The sequence below is a fragment of the Mycobacterium sp. BK086 genome (assembly GCA_004362315.1).
GTDB lineage: Bacteria > Actinomycetota > Actinomycetes > Mycobacteriales > Mycobacteriaceae > Mycobacterium.
This window is the reverse complement of record SNWL01000009.1, coordinates 156,570-174,816: the sequence shown is the minus strand read 5'-3', so window position 1 is coordinate 174,816 and position 18,247 is coordinate 156,570. Positions and strand designations below refer to the sequence as shown.

The following is an 18,247-nucleotide window of genomic DNA, read 5'->3' as shown; positions in this document are numbered from 1 at the left end:
TTTCAGCTCTGAAGCATGTCCTGCCAAGACGTTGCCGGCTTGGACAAATTGGTCTGGCGGTAGAGCGAGCCGTCGCTGCCCATGTACTGGCCCGTTCGCGGGTCGTACTTGGCAACCTGCAGCGCGGGTGCCTGCTGACCGGCGCCGTTGAATGCGCTCGGAGCCGCTTGTGGCGCAGCGCCATCCGCGGGCGGCAGGAGATCAGGTGCCACCATGTTGCCAGGACCCGGCAGGTTGATCGGGGCCGGCCCGACATTGCCCTCCGGACCGGGCGGCGTCACCGGTGGCGTCTGATAGAGCGGCTGGCCGGGCAGCATCGACCCCGGATTGGTACCGGCGAAGTTCGGTGGCGGCGGGTCCACCGGCGGAGCACCCGGCGGTGGCGCGGTGACGCCCGGCGGTAACGGCGTGCCCTCCAACGGGCCGAAGATGTTGGAATCCGGCAGGGCTCGGCTGTCGATCGGAACGCCCTGGGCAACCAGGTTCGGGTCGATCGGGTAGGGGCCGAGCACGTGCTGACGCTGGGCGAGCGGCTGGAAACCATTGGGGTCGTTGCACAATTCGACCGTGGGGGCCCGCTTCCCCGGATGCTCCATGCACGGATAGTTGCGCGCGCCGCGCACAGCCACCGGAGAGTCCTGCGGCAGCTTGCAGTAGAGCCCGTCCGGGGTGTCGATCACGGAGGTGTCGGCAGGGTTGCGCCACGACGACGGCGGGAGGAACCCGACCGTACAGGCGGCGGGATCGCCCAGACCGAGCGAGAAGTCACCGTTCGGTAGACCCGTGGGGTTATTGGTCGGCGCGTACGTCTGGATCTGCGCGACGAACGGCGGCACCAGGACCAGCAACTGCTCGATCGACGGGTTATAGGTCAGGAAGATCTGACCGAACGTCGTCAGATTCGCCAAAAGCACTGGCAGCGTTGGCTTCAACTGTGCCAGCAGCTGCGAAGTCTCCTGGGCGAAGCCCGGCCCGTTTTTCAGGATCGACCGGAATTGCGGGTCGTTGTTCGCGACCTGTTCGGTGATACCGGCCAGGCTCTTGGCCCAGGTCCGAATCGAATCGGCGGTCTGCGCCTGTCCCGCGATGAACGGCCGTGCATCGTCGACCAGGGCACGGGTTTGATCCGATATCCCGTTGGCGTCCCTGGTGATGGTCGCGCCCGAGTCGATCAGCGAACCGAAGTCGTAGCCGGTCCCGTTGAAGGCCTGATACGACTCCCCCAGCAGTTGGCTCAGCTTCTCTTTCGGAATGCTGTCGACCAGCTTGCTGACCTGATCCAGCATCGGGCCCACCGACTGCGGGATCGACGTATTGCCGACCGGGATGACCGACCCGTCCTGCAGATAGGGCGCTTTGTCGTTGCGCGGCAACAGTTCGACGTACTGCTCGCCCACCGCCGACATGCTGCGCACCTCGGCCTTGAGGTCGGCGGGAATCTTCGGCGACGTGTCCAACGACAACGTCGCCTGGGCACCGGTGTCGGTCAACTCGATCGAGGTGACCTTGCCGACCTGCAAGCCCCGATAGGTGACGTTGCTGAACTGGTAGAGACCACCGGTGGCCGGCAGGTCCAGCTTGACGGTGAGACGCCCCAGGCCCAGCAGGGTGGGGATCTGGATATATGCGAACAGCATGATCCCCACACCGACGATCGAGGCGATCGTGAAGATGATCAGCTGGGTCCGGACAAAACGCGTCAGCATTTAGCCACCCCCTCCCGTCGGCGGAGCCGGCGGCGCAGCGGCCGGCGGATTAGGTTGTGCGCCATAAGGTCCTGCGAAGATCGGCTTCACCCCGGTCGCAGCCAGTTGCGCCTCGGTGTAAATCTGGGTACCCGGTGCAGCGATCGGCGCGGGTGGCACGAACGGCAGGATCGGGCCGATGTCCGCGACCGCCGTCGGCGGCGGCGCTTGGGGCGGCTGATCGTCGAACGCGTCCGGCGGGGGCGGCACGACGCCGGTCTTGAGGGGGTCGTACGTGTAGTTCAGGTACACCGGATCACCGGGCGCCGGAATGAGCTGGGCGCCTTCCTGTCCCCATCGCGTACCGAGGAACAGTGTGCGCTTCAACCGCGGGACGGTCAGGTCGATGACCGCGAACAGGTTGTAGTAGTCACCACGGATCGCCCGGTCCATGAAGCTCTGGGTGAACGGGAAGTGGATGGCATATTCAAGGAGCGCATCCAGGTCCGGACCGACATCGGCGAATGCCTTGAAGGCCGGCTCCAGGTTCTTGAGGTTGGCCACCAGGTCGGCCTGGGATTCGTTGACCAGCCGGTTGGCAGTGTTGCTGAAGGTCCCCAGCTTCTCCAACGCCGTTGTCAGCGTGGGCCTTTCCTTGATCAGCACATCGATCGCGGGCGGGATCTTCTCCAGCGCGCGGGTGAGGTCGTCGCGTTGCCCGGCGAATGTGGACGCCATCCGGTTCAGCGACTGAATGGCCGAGACGATGTTGTCACGCTGGCCGTCCAAGGTTCCGACGAAGGTGTCCAGCCGGGTGATCAGGTCGCGGAACGCGGCCTCGTTGCCGTTGACCGCCGTACTGAAGTTGTGGATGACATCGCCGATCTGCCCGAGACCACCGCCGTTGACCACGGCGGCCAACGAGGCCAGGGTCTGCTCGGTGGTCGGATACGTCGACGACGCGTTCAGCGGAATCGTCCCGCCCGGGTTGAGCTTTCCACTCGGCGACTGACCGATCGGAGTGTTCAACGACAGGTGCATCGAGCCCAGAAGGCTGGTCTGGCCAACGCTGGCCACGGCGTTGGCCGGCACCACGACGTCGGGCTTGACCGAGAACTCCACGTCGGCATGCCAGTTCTTGACTGTCAGCTTGCGCACGCTTCCGACGACGACGTCATTGATCATCACCGGCGAATTCGGTTCCAGTGTGGCGATGTTCGCGATCTCGGCGTGGTAGACGCTGGCGTCGGACCCTCGGCCCACGGTACCGGGTAGCGGCAGCGAGTTGACGCCCTGGAAGGCGCAGGCACTGGTGGTCACCGCGACACACGAGCCGGCGATCACCGCCCGTCGCAAGGACTTTCCGCCGATCATGGCGTCCCTCCTGCTTCTGCGGCCATCGGGGGTCCGCCGGGTGCCGGACCGGGTGGCGCCCCCGCCGGGTTCAACATGCTGGGCAGCGACGAGATCACGCTCGGGATCTGGGCCGGTGCTCCACCGGGCAGCAACTGAGCCGCACCCGGCGGGGTCTCCCCCGGCGCACGTCCGGTGAACGGCGGCGGGCCGGGAGCCACACCCTCGTACGCCGAGATGCTCGGTGGGATCGGCGGCACGTCCGGCTTCGGTCCACCCGCGCCGGGAGCCAGGTTCGGCTCGGAGTAGATCAGGTCGTCGGGGTTGGCCGCCGGCATCAGGTAGGGATCGATGCCAAGAGGCAGGTAGTTGAAGTTCAGCAGGCGAAGGGCCGGGCCCAGGTACTGGCTGCACAGCTTCGCGGTCTCCGGGGCGGTGGTGTTCTCGATCGCACCGATTGCGCCACAGACGAACTCGGTCGGATTCGAGAAGTTGTTGAGCACGAACTGACCCACCGCACTACCAGCCGACGGGCTGTAGATGTTGTAGGCGTTGGTCAACGCATTCGGCGCGATGTGGAGGACGTTCTCGATCTCCATCTTGTTCTCGAGCAGGTTCGAGGTGACATTGGTCAGGCGCTGGATCTGCTCGGAGGTCTGATTGCGGCTGCCCGCGACGAATCGCTGAATGTCGACGATCGCCACCGACAGGTTCTTCAGCGCACCGTCGAGGTCGGACCGGTTGCCGTCGATCACGCTGGTGAGCGTCGCCAACCGATTCTGGAACATCACCACCTGCTCATTGCTGTCGCGCAGGGTCGTCACGAAGGTCTGCAGATTCGTGATGATGTCGACGATGTTGCCGCTGCCACCGGCCAGCACACGGGACACCCCGGCGAGCTCGGTGATGGTCTGGCGCAGCTTGTCACCGTTCCCGTCGAGCGCGTTCGCGGCGCTGTCGATGAAGCGGGACACCGATGTCCCCGAAACCCCGCTCTGCGGTCCGAGATCGGTGGCCAGCTTCATCAGCTGCTCTTTGACCTCGTCCCACTCCACCGGTACGGCAGTGCGGTCCAACGGGATCACCGCATCGTCGTCCATCTTGGGCCCGACGTTGTTGCGGTAGGCGGGGGTCAGCTGCACGTAGCGTGCGGCGACGAGGTTCTGCGCGACGATGATCGCCTTGGCGTCCTTGGGGATCGGGACGTCCCTGTCGACGTCGAGCACCAGTTTGGTCTGGGTGCCCTGCGGTTCGATCGCCTTGATGGTGCCGACCTTGACACCGGACACCCGCACATCGTCACCCGGATAGATACCGGTCGCGGTAGTGAAGATCGCGTTGACCGTCCTCGGGCCGAAGAAGATGTTGCGCACGAGCACCGCCACACCCACCACGAGAACCCCGGCCAGCGCCACCGCCAGCAGCTTCACCCAACGTCGGCTCATCAGCGCGAACCTCCCGGAATACCGTTGTAGGGCAGCGGCAATTCGGCACGCGGCCCGGCCGTGTCCGCCGGCTGGCCGGCATTGACACCGCGGCGGAAGCCGAATGCGTAATCCATGAACGGCTGGAGCAGCTGTGCGGGCTGCAGGTTCGGCACGTAAGCGTTGTAGTACGGGCCGTTGGCCAGCGTCTCACCCTCGGACAGGATGAACTTCTTCACGTTCGGCAGCATCTGCGCGATGTTGTCCTTGTTCTTCTCCAGCACGGCGACAACCGAATTGAGCCGCTCCAGGGTCGGAGCCAGCTGCTTTTCGTTGTCGGACACCAGCCCGGAAAGCTGCTGCGCCACCGCAGAGGTGTTGGCCAGCAGATCGACGATCGCCTCACGCCGGTCGTTGAGCACCCCGATCAACTCGTTCGCGTTGAGGATCAAGGTGTTGAGCTGCTGACTGCGCTGGCCCAACACCGTGGTGACGTCGGCGGCGCTCTTGAACAGACCGGCCAGGTTCTCGTTGCGGCTGTTGAGCGATCGGGACAACCGGCTCAGCCCGTCGAACGTCGGTCCCAGTTTCGGAGCGAGCTGGTCGATGGTGGCCGAGAGCGTGTCCAGCGACTGGTTGAGCGAGGCCGTATCGGTGCCTGCCGTGTTGCTGGTGAGGTCGCTGACGGCCTCGGTGAGCGAGTAGGGCGACGACGTGCGGGTCGTCGGAATCACGTCGCTGGAGCGCAGACTCCCGCTGCCTGCCGATTCCAGGGTGAGCACGCGCTCACCCAGCAGCGAACCCGTGCGGATGTGGGCGGAGGTCTGAGACCCGAGCGGGTACTTGCCCGTGGTGGTGAACGTGACCAGCGCGTCGCCGTTGTCGAGCACCACGTCGGTGATCGAACCGACTTTGATTCCGGAGATCGTCACGTCGTTGCCGACGGTGATCCCGCCGGCCTCACTGAACAGCGCCTGGTGGCGGACTGCGGTGGCCAGCTGCACGAGCCGCTCGGGCTGCAGCCCGACGGCGATCACGAGCAGGATCAGGACGGCGCCGATGAAGCCGGCACGGAACAGGTTTGAATCGCGATATTTCAGCATCAGGGCTCTCCGCACCTACCGGATTCTTGTTTGATCATCGGGAAGACCCCGGTTCGTCCCTGCAGGTCGGTGACGCGGATGGAAAGGCCGCAGATGTAGTACATGATCCAGCTGCCATAAGCCCCCAACCGGGCCATCTTGCGGTAGTTGTCCGGGCCGCGTTGCAGGCCCCGATCGAACACGATCTTGTTGTCGTCCAGCAGCGGGGCCAGTCGATTGAGCTGGTCGATATCGCCCTTCAACGGTGCCCGCGCCTCGCCCAGAAGGCTTGCCAGCGAAGCGGTCCCGTTGTCCAGCTGAGTGATCGCCGTGCCGATCGGGTCACGGTCCTGGGACAAACCGGTGATCAGCTTCTCGAGCTTGTCGATGGCGCCGGAGAACTTGTCGCCGTCCTTGGCGAGCGTATCGACGACGACCTTCAGGTTGTCGATCAGCTGCTCGACGGTCTGACTGTTGTCGGCCAACGCATTCGAGAACGACGTGGTCTTTCCCAGCAGCGAGTCGAGGGTATCGCCCTGGCCCTGCAGGATGTTGATCAGCGATGAAGTGAGGGCGTTGACGTCCTGCGGGTTGAGCCCCTGGATCACCGGCCGCAGGCCGCCGAGAAGAAGATCCAGGTCCAGTGCGCCCTGTGTGCGGTCCTTGGGGATCTGAGAACCAGAGGGCAGCACCCGGTTAGAGCCGGGGCCGTCGACGAGTTCCAGGTACCGGTCACCGGTCAGGTTCAAATACCGAACTGCCGCTTGGGTTCCCGTGGTCAAGACGATGTCGCGGTCGGCGTCGAACTTGACCAGGACGCTCTTGTCCGCCTGCAGGTCAACGCTGTTGACCGTGCCGACCCGGACGCCCGCGACGCGCACGGTGTCGCCGTCCTTCAACCGGGATGCGTCGCCGAAGACCGCCGAGTACCCGTTGGTCGACCCGCTGCGGTAGTTGCTGAACGTCAAGAACAGGAAGGCGGTCAGGACCACCATCACGACCGCGAAGACCCCGAATTTGACGAGTGTGCTTGTGGTGCGCATCATCCGGGCTGTCCGATCTGTGCGGTGTTGCGCGGCGGTCCGTCCAACGGGCCGAACAGCAGCTGCTTGAGGCCGTCGGAGTTGAGCAGGATGCCCTGGTTGCCGTACTGCCACGGGTTGATGCCGGTGTCGGTCACCAGATACTTCGACCGGTTGCCGTAGCCGATGTAGGGCAGGCCCATGCACTGCGGACCACCCTTGGCCGCAACCTTGGGCAGGTTCGACGGGTAGCGGTAGCGCTCGATACCGAGCGTGAAGGCGACGTTGACCAGAACACCCGGATCCAGGAGCGGCGGTTGCAGGCGAACGAAGTTCATGCCTTGCAGCGTGCAGTTGATGGCGGGCGCATATTCGTTGAACAGGGCCGTGGTGGGAGCCAGCAGGTGCAGCACCTTGCTCAGCGCCGGCTGGTTGGTGCCGAGCACATCGTTACCCTGGTCGGCAAGGCCAATCATGTTGACCAGGAACGTATCCAGGTTCTGCTGCTCATCGACGATGCTCTGGCTGACCTTGTTGGAGTTCTGCACGGTCTTCACCAGATCCGGCGCGGCGTCGGCATACGCGGCGGCCACCGGCGCGGAGAGTTCGATGTCCCGGGCAAGGTTCGGCAGGCTGGGTTCGAGCTTGGCCAGCAGACTGTCGAAGTCCTTGACGGTCTGGCCGAATTGCTTACCGCGCCCGGCGAATGCCGACGACAGCGCGCCCAGCGTCTCGTTGAGCTGTGTCGGATCGATCTTGTTCAGGATGGCTGTCAGCTGCTGGAACACCGTGTTGATTTCGACGGTGACGTGCTGGCCCTGCAGAACCTGGCCGGAGTACATGGGTTTCGACGACGGCTCCGCCGGCGGTTCGAAGTTGACGTACTTGGCACCGAAGACCGTCGTCGAGGCGATGTCGGCGACCACGTTCGACGGAATCTTGCGCAGCTGTCCGGGATCCATCGCCAGGTGCAGCACGGCCGCGCCGTCGGGCCGGGTCTCGATCGATTCGACCTTGCCGACCTGGACACCGCGCATCTTCACCCGGGCATCGGGGTTCATCACCAGGCCGGCGCGGTCGGAGACCACGGTCACCGGAACGGTTTTGGTGAAGTCCCCACGGAACAGTCCCACAGCGACCGCGACGATCGCGACGAGGATGACGACAGTTGCCAGGCCCGCCACCGGGCGCGCCCAGCCGCGCGCGCCGAAGCTGTGCCCGACTCGGGGCGCCACCGGCGCTGCGGCGGTTTCGGTTTCAGATCGGTCGGCCGGGCCCGGACCGAAGTTTCTCGTCACGTCTTCTCCCTATCCGGACAGGTTGAAGTTGCCGTTGGATCCGTAGATGGCCAGGGAGACCAGCAGGGTGACCGAGACGACCACGATCAGGGAGGTCCGCACCGCGTTACCGACCGCGACCCCGACCCCCGACGGGCCGCCGGTGGCGAAGTAACCGAAGTAGGTGTGGATCAACAAGATCGTGATCGCCATCAACACCGCCTGCAAGAAACTCCACAGCAGGTCGATCGGATTCAAAAACGTATTGAAGTAATGGTCATACAAGCCGCCGGACTGACCGAACAACACCACCGTCGTGAACTGCGACGCCACGAAACTCAAGATCACCGCGATCGAGTACAGCGGGGTGATGGCGACCATGCCCGCAACAATGCGAGTACTGACGAGGTATTCGACCGGCGGGATACCCATCGACTCCAGGGCGTCGATCTCCTCATTGATCCGCATCGCCCCCAACTGCGCGGTCACCCCGGCACCGAACGTGGCGGCCAACCCGATCCCGGCCACCACCGGGGCACTGATGCGCACATTGATGAACGCGGCCAAAAAGCCGGTCAACGCTTCGATTCCGATATTGCCCAGCGAGCTATACCCCTGCACCGCCAGGGTGCCACCGGCAGCCAGCGTCAAAAACCCGACGATCACCACGGTGCCGCCGATCATCGCCAGCGTGCCCGCACCCATCGAGATCTCGGCGATCAGCCGGATGATCTCCTTGCGGAAATGGATGGTCGCGTGCGGAGTCCCCGCGATCGCCCGCCCATAAAAAATCGTGTGATCACCAATCCGGGAGAACGTCCCCAACGGACGCCGGAGTTGGCGAGTCAGCCTCGGATACAACGCTTGTGATGCCATCGATTCCTACCTCGCGCTCATCCGGATACCGATGGCCGTGACGACCACGTTGACCACGAACAGGGCCATGAACGCATACACCACCGTCTCGTTGACCGCGTTACCCACCGCCTTGGCGCCACCACCGGTGATCGTCAACCCCCGATAGCAGGCCACCAGACCCGCGATCAGACCGAACAACGCCGCCTTGACACAGGAGATGATCACCTCGGGCACCCCGGTCAACAACGTGATGCCGGCAGCGAACGCGCCGGGGTTCACATCCTGAACGAACACCGAGAAGACGTAACCACCCAAAATCCCGATGATCACCACCAAGCTATTGAGCAGCAACGCCACCAGACCCGAGGCCAGCATCCGCGGAGTCACCAACCGCTGCACCGGATTAATGCCCAACACTTCCATCGCGTCGATCTCTTCACGAATCGTGCGCGACCCCAAATCCGCACACATCGCCGTCGCCCCCGCACCGGCCACGATCAACACCGTCACCAACGGACCCACCTGCGTGACCGCACCAAACGCAGCACCAGCACCCGAGAGATCCGCAGCACCCAACTCCCGCAACAGGATGTTCAGAGTGAACGACACCAACACCGTGAACGGAATCGCCACCAACAACGTCGGCGCCAACGACACCCGCGCCACAAACCACGACTGCTCCAAAAACTCCCGCCACTGAAACGGCTTGCGGAACACAAACCGCACCGCGTCAGCCGACATCGCGAACAAGCCACCAATGGCCTGCATCGGGCCTGCGGCACTCTTCAGAGAGATGCCCGTCGACCACCGATCCGGTCCCTTACCTGCCATCGGTACCCGGTCCTTCCAGAATCGTCACCGCGGACACTGCCGTCGGCCCACCAATGTTGTGGGCCAGCCCGATTCGGGCACCGTCCACCTGGTTCCTCGCCTCGCCACGGAGTTGCTCGAAGAGCTCCACGCACTGGGCCACTCCGGTGGCACCGGGCGGGTGTCCCTTGGCCTTCAGGCCACCGCTGGGATTCACGGGCAACGCTCCGCCAACACAAGTCACCTCGGCCTCCATCAATTTGTAGGCCTCCGCAGGTTCGGCGAAGCCGAGATCTTCATAGCTGATCAGCTCGATGCCGGTGAAGAAATCATGAACTTCTGCCACATCGATATCAGCGGGCGTCAAATTTGCCATACTGAACGCTCTTTTGGCCGCGCGTACCGTCGCCGGAAATGTGGTCAAGTCGGCCTTGTGCTGATGCATGACCGAGTCCAGGCCAAGACCCACTCCGCGGATCCACACCGGCCGGTCGGTGAAGCGGTCAACCACATCTTCGGCTGCCAGCAAAAGTGCTGCGGCGCCGTCACTTTGGGGGGCGCAGTCATACACACCGAACGGTGTCACCACCGTCGGCGCCCTGAGCACCTCGTCGAGGGTCACCTCGAAACGTAACCGGGCTTTTGGATTGGACACGCCGTTGCGATGGTTCTTCACCGCGACCATCGCCATGTGCTCACGGGTGGCGGGGGTTTCGTGCAAATAACGCGCAACGTGGAGAGCGAATCCGGCCGGCGAGACCAACCCCAGCGGGTAATCCCACGCCATATCGCGGGCCATCGCCTCCCACTCCCAGAGCATTTGCTTGGAAGCGGTTTCGCGCACCTTGTCCGCACCCATCACCAGCGCGACGTCGGCTGCCCCGGACGCGATGCCATAGAGGGCGTTGCGGACCGTGTCATTGCCGGTGGCACAGGAGTTCTCGATCCGGGTGACGGGCAGATCGGGCAAGCCGAGCGAATCCGCCAGGATGCCCGCCGGGAATCCGTCGGGGGTTCCCATCGCGCCGAACCACGCCGCGTCGATCTCAGACTTCTTGACGCCCTTGTCAACACGGGCGGCGCACTCGGCGAATGCCATCGGAAGCAGGTCCTTCATCCCGAGTGCGAAATGCTCCCCGAACGCCGTCATGCCGGCGCCCACGACCGCGACGCGCCTCATGCGGCACCCCACGACCGGACGGACGGTTCCCGGGGGCTGACGGGCTGATACGGCTCGAATGAGTACCCGTAGTCGGGGACACCGGATCTCATCGCGACCCGGCGCAGGGTGAGCCGTCCCCGATCGCCGATCTGTACCGTGCCCGCTTCGACGCCGGTGACCTTCACCAGCGCCCGGACACCGACATCGTCGAGCTCGACGAGGGCCAGCGAGTAGGGCGTGCGCAGCCCCGGCACCGGGATGTGCACGGTGACCTCGGTGTAGACCGTGCCCACGCGGGGCAGCGGCACCATTTCGTAGTCGGTGGTGAGCCGGCCGTTCTCATCGAGGCGGTAGCGGGGCGGAAAGTCCAATTCGTCACTGCCGCTGTGCCGGCCGGCCTCCCAGCGCACCTTCGCTTCGAAGGCCCGCTCATAGGCGGCCAGCGAGATCGGGATCTCCTGGCCCGCAACGGCCTTGGTCTGCGGACGCGGACGAGCTGCCGGCTCACGCCGGTAGACCGCGGCGTCGCCGCCGACCACGGTCACCCCGGACAGGCTGGCCTGCTCGACGGCCACCAGGGGACCGTTGGTGCGCGACTCGGCAAGTGCGGCCAACGCGAACAGTCCGGCACTGGCACCCGCGGTCGGCAGTGCGGGCGGGTCGCCGCCACACAGCTCGGCGACCCGGTCATGATCGACCCCGGCCAGGGCGACCGGAGTGTCGAGCCAGGCCGCCGCCAATGAGGCGACAAGACCGCGTTCGTGAAGCAGTCGCGGGTCGCCGTAGTCGTGCACCGCCCCGCTGGCGTTGCGGGTGCGGACCGGGAGGCTGCGCGCCACCCGCGCGGCCGTGCGTACCTGCAGCCCGCTCTCGGCGGTCAGGATCGCCGCCGCGCCGGCCGGATCCAGATCGCTGCCGATGACCAGGGTGCGGGGGCGGGCCGAGCTGACCGCGTCCAGCGTGGCGGGTGCTCCCCCGAGCCGCTCGTCGACTTCGAGCTCGGGATCCAGCCCGAGCCCGGCGAGCAGCACCGCGGCGTTGCTGCTCTCCAGCAGCGGCAGGTCCCGGCTGACCAGCACGACCCGTTCGACGGCGCCGCCTTCGGACAGCGCCGCCCGTCCGGCTTCAACAGCGAGTGTGATCGCGTCCTCGTCATCGCCGGCAATGCGATGTGCATCACACCCCCACGAGGGTAGGTATGTGCCAATGGCGATGATGTGCGGCATGTGCTCTCCGGCGCGACCTAGGTGACCGCGCCAGCGGTCTTGAGTTCGATGATGCGGTCCCAGTCCAAGCCGAGCTCTTCGAGGATCTCGTCGGTCTGCTCGGCGAATCCCGGCGCGGGCCCGGTCTGCGGCGCGGCCACGTCGAACTGCACCGGATTGGCGACGAGCTCCAATTCGCCCGCCTGCACGATGTATTCGTTGGCACGGATCTGCGCGTCCTGAGCGGCCTGCAGGGTGTCCTGCACCGGCGCCCACGGCCCGGCCAGCGTCGCGAACCGCTCACTCCACTCGAGCAGCGGCCGCTTGGCCATCGCCTCGCGCAGGATGTCCACGGCGGCCGCGGTGTTCTCCGCGATCGATTCCGCGGTCGCGAAGCGCGGGTCATCGGCGAGCTCGTCGAGGTCCATGTGCTTGCACACGTCGGCCCAGAATTTGGTGGGCTGCATCATCACAAAGGAGATGTAACGGTCGTCGGCGGTGGTGTAGAGGCCGACGAGCGGGTTGATCGGCGAACCGTGCACGCCCGGCGGCGGCTGCACCATCTGCTGCTGCAGGTGCTGGGTCAGCGCCACCGTGTGACCCATCGACCACAGGCCGCTGCCGAGCAGCGAGACGTCGACGACGGACGGTTCGCCGGTGCGCTCACGCTGGAACAGCGCGGCCGCGATCCCGCCGGCGAGGTTGGTGCCGGAGATCGTGTCACCGTAGGCCGGCCCCGGCGGGGCGATCATGCCCTCGATACCGGGCGGCGTGATGGTGGCGGCAGTGCCTGCGCGACACCAGAAGGCGGTCATGTCATAGCCGCCCTTGACCGATTCCTCGCCGCGCGGACCGAGCGCGCTGCCACGCGCGTAGATGATCTTGGGGTTCACCGCACGGATGTCGTCGACGTCGATGCCGAACTTCTGCCGGTGTCCGGGCAGGAAACTGGTCAGGAACACATCGGCTTTTTTCGCCAGCTCCAGCAGTACCTCTTTGCCCTCCGGCACCGACATGTCGAGGCCGATGCTGCGCTTGCCACGGTTGGCGTGCTCGATGTTCGGGTTGGGATCGCCTTCGACCCGAAGCGGGCCGGTCTGCCGCAGACCACGCTGCGGGTCGCCGGTCACCGCATGCTCGACCTTGATGACGTCGGCACCCCACTCGCCGAGCACCGCGCCGCACGACGGCACAAAGCCGTACATCGCGACCTCGAGGACGCGAACCCCTTCCAGCGGCCTCACGAAACGACCGCCGCGAGGGTCTTGCGCTCGAGGAATTCCTCCAGGCCGGCCACACCCATCTCGCGGCCGACACCGGACTGCTTGTAGCCGCCGAACGGGCTGTCCGGCCCGAAGTAGTTGCCGCCGTTGATCCCCATCGTGCCGGTACGGATCCGGCGGGCGATCGCCAGCGCGCGGTCGTGGCCGCCGAACACCCCGCCGGACAGGCCGTAGATGGAATTGTTGGCGATCCGGACCGCATCGTCGTCATCGTCGTAGGCGAGGACGGCCAGCACCGGCCCGAACAGCTCCTCCTGGGCGATCTCGCTGTCGGGGGCAACGTTGGTGACCAGCGTGGGCTCGTAGAAGAAGCCCGGCCCCTCGGCCTTCTTGCCACCGGTGACCACGGTGGCGCCCGCTGCGACCGCGCGCTGGACCATGCCGTCGACCTTGTCGCGCTGGGTGTCGTTGATCAGCGGACCCATATAGGTGGACGGGTCCGACGGGTCGCCGTAGCGGACCATGCCCATGAAGTTCTTCACCAGCTCGACGATCTCGTCGTGGTGCTTGCGCGGCACCAGCAGCCGCGTCGTGATCGCGCAGCCCTGCCCGGCGTGCGAGCAGATCATGAACGCGGCCATCATGGCGCAGTTGTTGAAGTCGGCGTCGTCGAGCACGATCATGGCCGACTTGCCGCCGAGCTCCAGGAAGACCTTCTTGATGGTGTCGCTGGCCGCCGCCATGATCTTGCGCCCGGTGGCGGTCGAGCCGGTGAAGGTTACGACGTCGACGTCGGGGCTGGTGGTCAGCGCGGCGCCGACAGCGGCGTCGGCGGAGCTGATCACGTTGACCACACCGGCCGGGATGTCGGTGTATTTCGCGATCACTTCGCCGAGCGCCAGCGTGGTCAGCGGGGTGTCGGGAGCGGCCTTGAGGATGACGGTGCAGCCGGCGGCCAGCGACGGGCCGAGCTTGGCTAGTGCCAGCTGGTTCGGATAGTTGTAAGCGATGATGGCGGCCACCACGCCGGCGGCTTCCTTCTCCACCCAGCGATGGTGGCGCTGGCCGCGGCTCTCGATCTCGCCGAGGTCCTCGCTCATCTCGTAGGTCTTCAGCAGGTTCGCGTAGTACCCGACGATCCTGATGGGGTCGTCGAGCTGGGCGCTCTCGGTCAGGGCTTTGGTCGCGCCCACTTCGGCAATCGTCAGCGCGCGCAGCTCGTCGCTGTGTTCGACCAGCGCGGCGTGCAGCTGCTCCATGCAACGGATGCGCAGTTCGACGTTGGTCGCCCAGTCGGTGTTGTCGAAGGCGTTGCGGGCGGCGGCGATCGCACGCTCGGCGTCGGCGACGCTCGCGTTGGGTGCGTAGCCGACCACCTCACCGTTTGCCGGATTGATCGACGGATAGGTCTGTGCAGCCCCTACGAGCTGGCCGTCGATCAGCATCTGCCGGTCGGACACCTGGCCCCCCGCCGCTTGCTCGGCGCTCGCGATGGTTGCCGTCGCGTCCTGGGCAGGCATCAGCAACTCCTCCAATGGGTGGATAACTCGGTTCTCATCTCCGGCGAATCATACATTCGGCCCATGAGAACTCAAGCCGCGTTGGAGGAACATCCTGTCATCGGACACGCGTCCGATGTGCGTGACTCCGCAACGCATCTCCGCAGTTAGACAGATTGCGCCGAAGTGTCTTGCGAAATGGATCACACCGAGAGTAGCGTTCTCATATCAGAAAGGGAGATTCTTGAGATCCGAGATCCGCTGGTACGGCGACGCTACGGTGCGCGGACGCCGTAGTGAACTGTGTCGTCCTTTCTTCTACGGCAATGGAGACCGTCTGTGAAGACGGCATTGGTGACCGGTGGCGGCTCGGGAATCGGTGCGGCCGTGGCCGCTCGGCTTCGCTCTGACGGCTACCACGTGGCCACGGTCGACCTGAATCCCTCCGATACTGATTTCTCGTACGTCGCCGACGTCTCCGACCGCGCGCAGGTCGACGCCGCGCTGGCCGACGTCCACGCCGCGCTGGGCCCGGTGACCATCCTGGTCAATGCCGCGGGCCGCGACTCCTTTCGCCGGTTCACCGACATCAGCTTCGAAGACTGGAAGAAGATCGTCGACATCAACCTGCACGGCGTCTTCCACACCATTCAGGCCGTTCTGCCCGACATGATCGAGGCCGGCTGGGGCCGCATCGTGAACATCTCGTCGTCGAGCACGCATTCGGGCGCGCCGTACATGTCGGCCTATGTAGCCGCCAAGTCCGGCGTCAACGGGCTGACGAAAAGCCTTGCCCTGGAATACGGCCCGGCCGGCATCACGGTCAACGCCGTCCCACCCGGCTTCGTCGACACCCCGATGCTGCGTAAGGCGGAAGCCCGCGGCAACCTCGGCTCGGTCGACGAGGCCATCAGCCGGACCCCGGTCGGCCGGATCGGCAGGCCCGAAGACATCGCCGCCGCGTGCGCGTTCTTCATCTCCGAGGAGGCCGGCTACATCACCGGCCAGATCCTCGGCGTCAATGGCGGGCGCAACACCTGAGCATGTAGCGGTTCAAGGCTTTAGAGACAACGACATCTGGGCAGTTAGAGAGAGGAACATCTGTGGGACGAGTCCAAGGCAAGGTTGCCTTCATCACCGGCGCAGCGCGGGGGCAGGGCCGCAGCCACGCGCTGAAGCTGGCCGAAGAGGGCGCCGACATCATCGCCGTCGACATCTGCAAGGACTTCGACACCGTTGGCTATCCGATGGCCACCCTCGAGGACCTCGAGGAGACCAAGAATTACGTCGAGAAGACCGGCCAACGCATCGTGACCGCACAGGCCGACGTGCGAGTGGAGGCAGAACTCCGTGCCGCGCTCGAGGCCGGGCTCGCCGAGTTCGGGAAGCTCGACATCGTGGTTGCACAGGCCGGGATCGCTGCCATGAAGGGTCAGCCCCCGATGCAGGCCTGGACCGACGGCATCAACACCAACTTCGTGGGCACGATCAATGCCATTCAGGTCGCGCTACCGCACCTCAAGGAAGGCGCGTCCATCATCGCGACCGCCTCGTCCGCGGCGCTCATGGACGCACACAACAAGCCCAATCCAGGCGGCGACCCCGGCGGTATGGGCTACATGATCTCCAAGCGATTCATCTCGGAGTACGTGCACTACCTGGCCACTGAACTGGCCGTGCGCGGGATTCGCGCCAACGTCATCCACCCGACCAACTGCAACACCGACATGCTGCAGAGCGAACCCATGTACCGCTCGTTCCGGCCGGATCTGGAAAACCCGACGCGCGCCGACGCCGAACCCGTATTCAGCGTTCAGCAGGCGATGCGGGTCAACTACATCGAGCCCGAGGACATCAGCAATGCCGTGCTGTGGCTGGCGTCCGAGGAGTCACGGTTCGTCACCGGCATGCAGTTGCGCGTCGACGCCGGCGGCTACCTCAAGTGGTACGACTACCACGTCTGACGACTGCATCGTAAGGGAAGGGAAACTGTGAAGGTCCGCGTTGATCAGGAGCGGTGCCAGGGGCACACGCTGTGCGCCATGATCGCTCCAGATATGTTCCAGCTCAGTGATATCGACGGCAGCTCGTCACCTGTCACCGAGGTGGTCCCACCCGACCAGGAAGACCTCGTTCGCGAAGCCGTGCAGTCCTGCCCCGAGCAGGCGATCCTCATCGAAGAGGACTGAGACCAGCCTGCCCACCACGAACTATCAAGGGAGACAACGCCTTGAGCATCGATGACGTCACCGACGACACCGATCGGAAGCAGCCGAACTACCACTTCGATCGCCACACGCCGGAGTATCGGGAGCAATTCGGGAAGATCACCGAGGAGATGCAGTCCCGGTGCCCGATGGCGTGGACCGACGTGTACAACGGCCACTGGGTCGCGGCGGGCAGCAAAGAGGTCTTCGAGCTGGCCCGCTGCCCGGTGGTGTCCAACCACCACGATCTCACCGGCGAGACCCCGTATCAGGGCATCACGATTCCAAAAGCCCAGCGGGCCACCGTCGTTCGTGGCGGCATCTTGGAAATGGACGAGCCGGAGCACAGCGACTACCGCGGGGCTCTGAACCCGTACCTGTCCCCTGCCGCCGTCAAACGGTGGGCACCATTCGTCGACGAGATCGTCCGCGCCTCACTCGACGAGAAGATCGAATCGGGGCACATCGACTTCGTCGACGACCTCGCCAACATCGTGCCCGCGGTGCTCACCCTGGCGATGATGGGTATCGAGCTCAAGAAGTGGCCGGTCTACAGCGAGCCCGCCCACCTGTCGGTGTCGACCCCGGAGCATTCACCCGACGCCCCGCGGGTCGCCGAGATGAACCGGCAAATGGGCCTCGACATGGTCACCACCATGATGGAGGTGCGAGAGAATCCGCGGCCCGGTCTGGTGAATGCGTTGCTGCAGTTGCGCATCGACGGTGAGCCCGCCCCCGATCTGGAGATCTTGGGCAACCTGGGGCTGATCATCGGCGGCGGCTTCGACACCACCACCGCACTGACCGCGCACTCGCTGGAGTGGCTGAGTGAGAATCCGCTTGAGCGCGAACGGCTCAGCCGCGAGCGGGACACGCTATTGGCGCCGGCTACCGAAGAGTTCCTGCGCTACTACACCCCGGCGCCGGGTGATGGGCGTACCTTCTCCGGCGACGTCGAATTCGAGGGACACCAGTTCAAGGAGGGTGAGCGTCTCTGGCTGTCGTGGGCGATGGCCAACCGGGATCCCGCGGTGTTCGAGAAGCCCAATGAGGTCATTCTCGATCGAAAGGGCAACCGGCACTTCAGCTTCGGCATCGGCGTGCATCGCTGCGTCGGGTCGAACGTCGCCAGAACGGTATTCAAGGCGATGGTGACCGCTGTGCTCGACCGGATGCCCGACTACGTGTGCGACCCCGAAGGCACTGTGCACTACGAAAGCATCGGCGTCATCCAAGGCATGAAGCATCTGCCCGCGGATTTCACGCCGGGCAAGCGCCTTGGCCCCGGGCTCGACGAGACGCTGGAGCTGCTGCAGAAGGCGTGCGTCGAGCAGGGCCTGGCGCGGCCCATCACCGAACACAAGGAAGCCGCCGTCATCGACTGGCGCTGAACGCCTTTCCGACAAAACGAACGTGGCCCCTCCATTCGGAGGGGCCACG

General features: G+C 65.1%; 16 protein-coding genes. 4 read left to right on the top strand and 12 right to left on the bottom strand.

Annotated features, from left to right (window positions below; translation table 11 throughout):
- Nucleotides 1–2: 2 nt before the first annotated feature.
- From EV580_RS30090 to EV580_RS30035, 12 genes are read right to left on the bottom strand one after another with little or no spacing between them, the layout of a single operon-like run.
- Nucleotides 3–1,706: an MCE family protein gene (locus EV580_RS30090; protein WP_133696281.1), complete on the bottom strand. Its 1,704-nt coding sequence runs from the start codon at nucleotides 1,704–1,706 to the stop codon at nucleotides 3–5.
- Nucleotides 1,707–3,059 carry an MCE family protein gene (locus tag EV580_RS30085; RefSeq protein WP_133696279.1) on the bottom strand — a complete coding sequence of 451 codons (1,353 nt, stop codon included), beginning with the start codon at nucleotides 3,057–3,059 and terminating at the stop codon, nucleotides 1,707–1,709.
- Complete coding sequence (locus tag EV580_RS30080) at nucleotides 3,056–4,483, bottom strand: MCE family protein (RefSeq protein ID WP_133696278.1); 1,428 nt, start codon at nucleotides 4,481–4,483, stop codon at nucleotides 3,056–3,058. Before EV580_RS30080 ends, EV580_RS30085 begins: the two co-directional genes overlap by 4 nt.
- Complete coding sequence (locus tag EV580_RS30075) at nucleotides 4,483–5,565, bottom strand: MCE family protein (protein WP_133696812.1); 1,083 nt, start codon at nucleotides 5,563–5,565, stop codon at nucleotides 4,483–4,485. The genes EV580_RS30080 and EV580_RS30075 overlap by 1 nt, the downstream gene beginning before the upstream one ends.
- The gene (locus EV580_RS30070) at nucleotides 5,565–6,590 is read right to left on the bottom strand and encodes an MCE family protein (protein ID WP_133696276.1); all 1,026 of its coding nucleotides are present in this window, start codon (nucleotides 6,588–6,590) and stop codon (nucleotides 5,565–5,567) included. The genes EV580_RS30075 and EV580_RS30070 overlap by 1 nt, the downstream gene beginning before the upstream one ends.
- On the bottom strand, nucleotides 6,587–7,864 hold the full coding sequence (locus EV580_RS30065; protein WP_133696274.1) for an MCE family protein: 1,278 nt from the start codon (nucleotides 7,862–7,864) through the stop codon (nucleotides 6,587–6,589). The genes EV580_RS30070 and EV580_RS30065 overlap by 4 nt, the downstream gene beginning before the upstream one ends.
- A 9-nt stretch (nucleotides 7,865–7,873) precedes the next feature.
- On the bottom strand, nucleotides 7,874–8,719 hold the full coding sequence (locus EV580_RS30060) for an MlaE family ABC transporter permease (protein ID WP_133696273.1): 846 nt from the start codon (nucleotides 8,717–8,719) through the stop codon (nucleotides 7,874–7,876).
- 6 nt (nucleotides 8,720–8,725) lie between these two features.
- Nucleotides 8,726–9,532 carry an MlaE family ABC transporter permease gene (locus tag EV580_RS30055; protein ID WP_005145551.1) on the bottom strand — a complete coding sequence of 269 codons (807 nt, stop codon included), beginning with the start codon at nucleotides 9,530–9,532 and terminating at the stop codon, nucleotides 8,726–8,728.
- Complete coding sequence (locus tag EV580_RS30050) at nucleotides 9,522–10,691, bottom strand: thiolase C-terminal domain-containing protein (protein ID WP_133696271.1); 1,170 nt, start codon at nucleotides 10,689–10,691, stop codon at nucleotides 9,522–9,524. Before EV580_RS30050 ends, EV580_RS30055 begins: the two co-directional genes overlap by 11 nt.
- Nucleotides 10,688–11,899, bottom strand: coding sequence for an OB-fold domain-containing protein (locus EV580_RS30045; RefSeq protein WP_133696269.1), 1,212 nt, complete (start codon nucleotides 11,897–11,899; stop codon nucleotides 10,688–10,690). The genes EV580_RS30050 and EV580_RS30045 overlap by 4 nt, the downstream gene beginning before the upstream one ends.
- 17 nt (nucleotides 11,900–11,916) lie before the next feature.
- Nucleotides 11,917–13,122, bottom strand: a complete 1,206-nt coding sequence (locus EV580_RS30040; RefSeq protein ID WP_133696268.1) for a CaiB/BaiF CoA transferase family protein — start codon at nucleotides 13,120–13,122, stop codon at nucleotides 11,917–11,919.
- The gene (locus EV580_RS30035; RefSeq protein ID WP_133696266.1) at nucleotides 13,119–14,621 is read right to left on the bottom strand and encodes an aldehyde dehydrogenase family protein; all 1,503 of its coding nucleotides are present in this window, start codon (nucleotides 14,619–14,621) and stop codon (nucleotides 13,119–13,121) included. Before EV580_RS30035 ends, EV580_RS30040 begins: the two co-directional genes overlap by 4 nt.
- Nucleotides 14,622–14,939: 318 nt before the next feature.
- Here EV580_RS30035 and EV580_RS30030 point away from each other — a divergent pair, with 318 nt between their 5' ends.
- The 4 genes from EV580_RS30030 (at nucleotide 14,940) to EV580_RS30015 (ending at nucleotide 18,198) form a co-directional block, all read left to right on the top strand.
- Nucleotides 14,940–15,641 carry an SDR family NAD(P)-dependent oxidoreductase gene (locus EV580_RS30030; protein ID WP_133696264.1) on the top strand — a complete coding sequence of 234 codons (702 nt, stop codon included), beginning with the start codon at nucleotides 14,940–14,942 and terminating at the stop codon, nucleotides 15,639–15,641.
- A 62-nt stretch (nucleotides 15,642–15,703) separates the two neighbouring features.
- On the top strand, nucleotides 15,704–16,564 hold the full coding sequence (locus tag EV580_RS30025; RefSeq protein ID WP_133696262.1) for a mycofactocin-coupled SDR family oxidoreductase: 861 nt from the start codon (nucleotides 15,704–15,706) through the stop codon (nucleotides 16,562–16,564).
- A 27-nt stretch (nucleotides 16,565–16,591) separates the two neighbouring features.
- Nucleotides 16,592–16,789, top strand: a complete 198-nt coding sequence (locus EV580_RS30020) for a ferredoxin (RefSeq protein WP_133696261.1) — start codon at nucleotides 16,592–16,594, stop codon at nucleotides 16,787–16,789.
- Nucleotides 16,790–16,830: 41 nt separating this feature from the next.
- Entirely contained in the window at nucleotides 16,831–18,198 is a 1,368-nt protein-coding gene (locus tag EV580_RS30015; RefSeq protein ID WP_133696259.1) for a cytochrome P450, read from the top strand.
- The last annotated feature ends 49 nt before the right edge of the window (nucleotides 18,199–18,247 follow it).

Coding starts and splice junctions, on each gene's coding strand:
- EV580_RS30070 (WP_133696276.1), bottom strand. CDS start 6,590: ATGATGCGCACCACAAGCACACTCGTCAAATTCGGGGTCTTCGCGGTC.
- EV580_RS30060 (WP_133696273.1), bottom strand. CDS start 8,719: ATGGCATCACAAGCGTTGTATCCGAGGCTGACTCGCCAACTCCGGCGT.
- EV580_RS30075 (WP_133696812.1), bottom strand. CDS start 5,565: ATGCTGAAATATCGCGATTCAAACCTGTTCCGTGCCGGCTTCATCGGC.
- EV580_RS30035 (WP_133696266.1), bottom strand. CDS start 14,621: ATGCCTGCCCAGGACGCGACGGCAACCATCGCGAGCGCCGAGCAAGCG.
- EV580_RS30085 (WP_133696279.1), bottom strand. CDS start 3,059: ATGATCGGCGGAAAGTCCTTGCGACGGGCGGTGATCGCCGGCTCGTGT.
- EV580_RS30055 (WP_005145551.1), bottom strand. CDS start 9,532: ATGGCAGGTAAGGGACCGGATCGGTGGTCGACGGGCATCTCTCTGAAG.
- EV580_RS30090 (WP_133696281.1), bottom strand. CDS start 1,706: ATGCTGACGCGTTTTGTCCGGACCCAGCTGATCATCTTCACGATCGCC.
- EV580_RS30045 (WP_133696269.1), bottom strand. CDS start 11,899: ATGCCGCACATCATCGCCATTGGCACATACCTACCCTCGTGGGGGTGT.
- EV580_RS30050 (WP_133696271.1), bottom strand. CDS start 10,691: ATGAGGCGCGTCGCGGTCGTGGGCGCCGGCATGACGGCGTTCGGGGAG.
- EV580_RS30080 (WP_133696278.1), bottom strand. CDS start 4,483: ATGAGCCGACGTTGGGTGAAGCTGCTGGCGGTGGCGCTGGCCGGGGTT.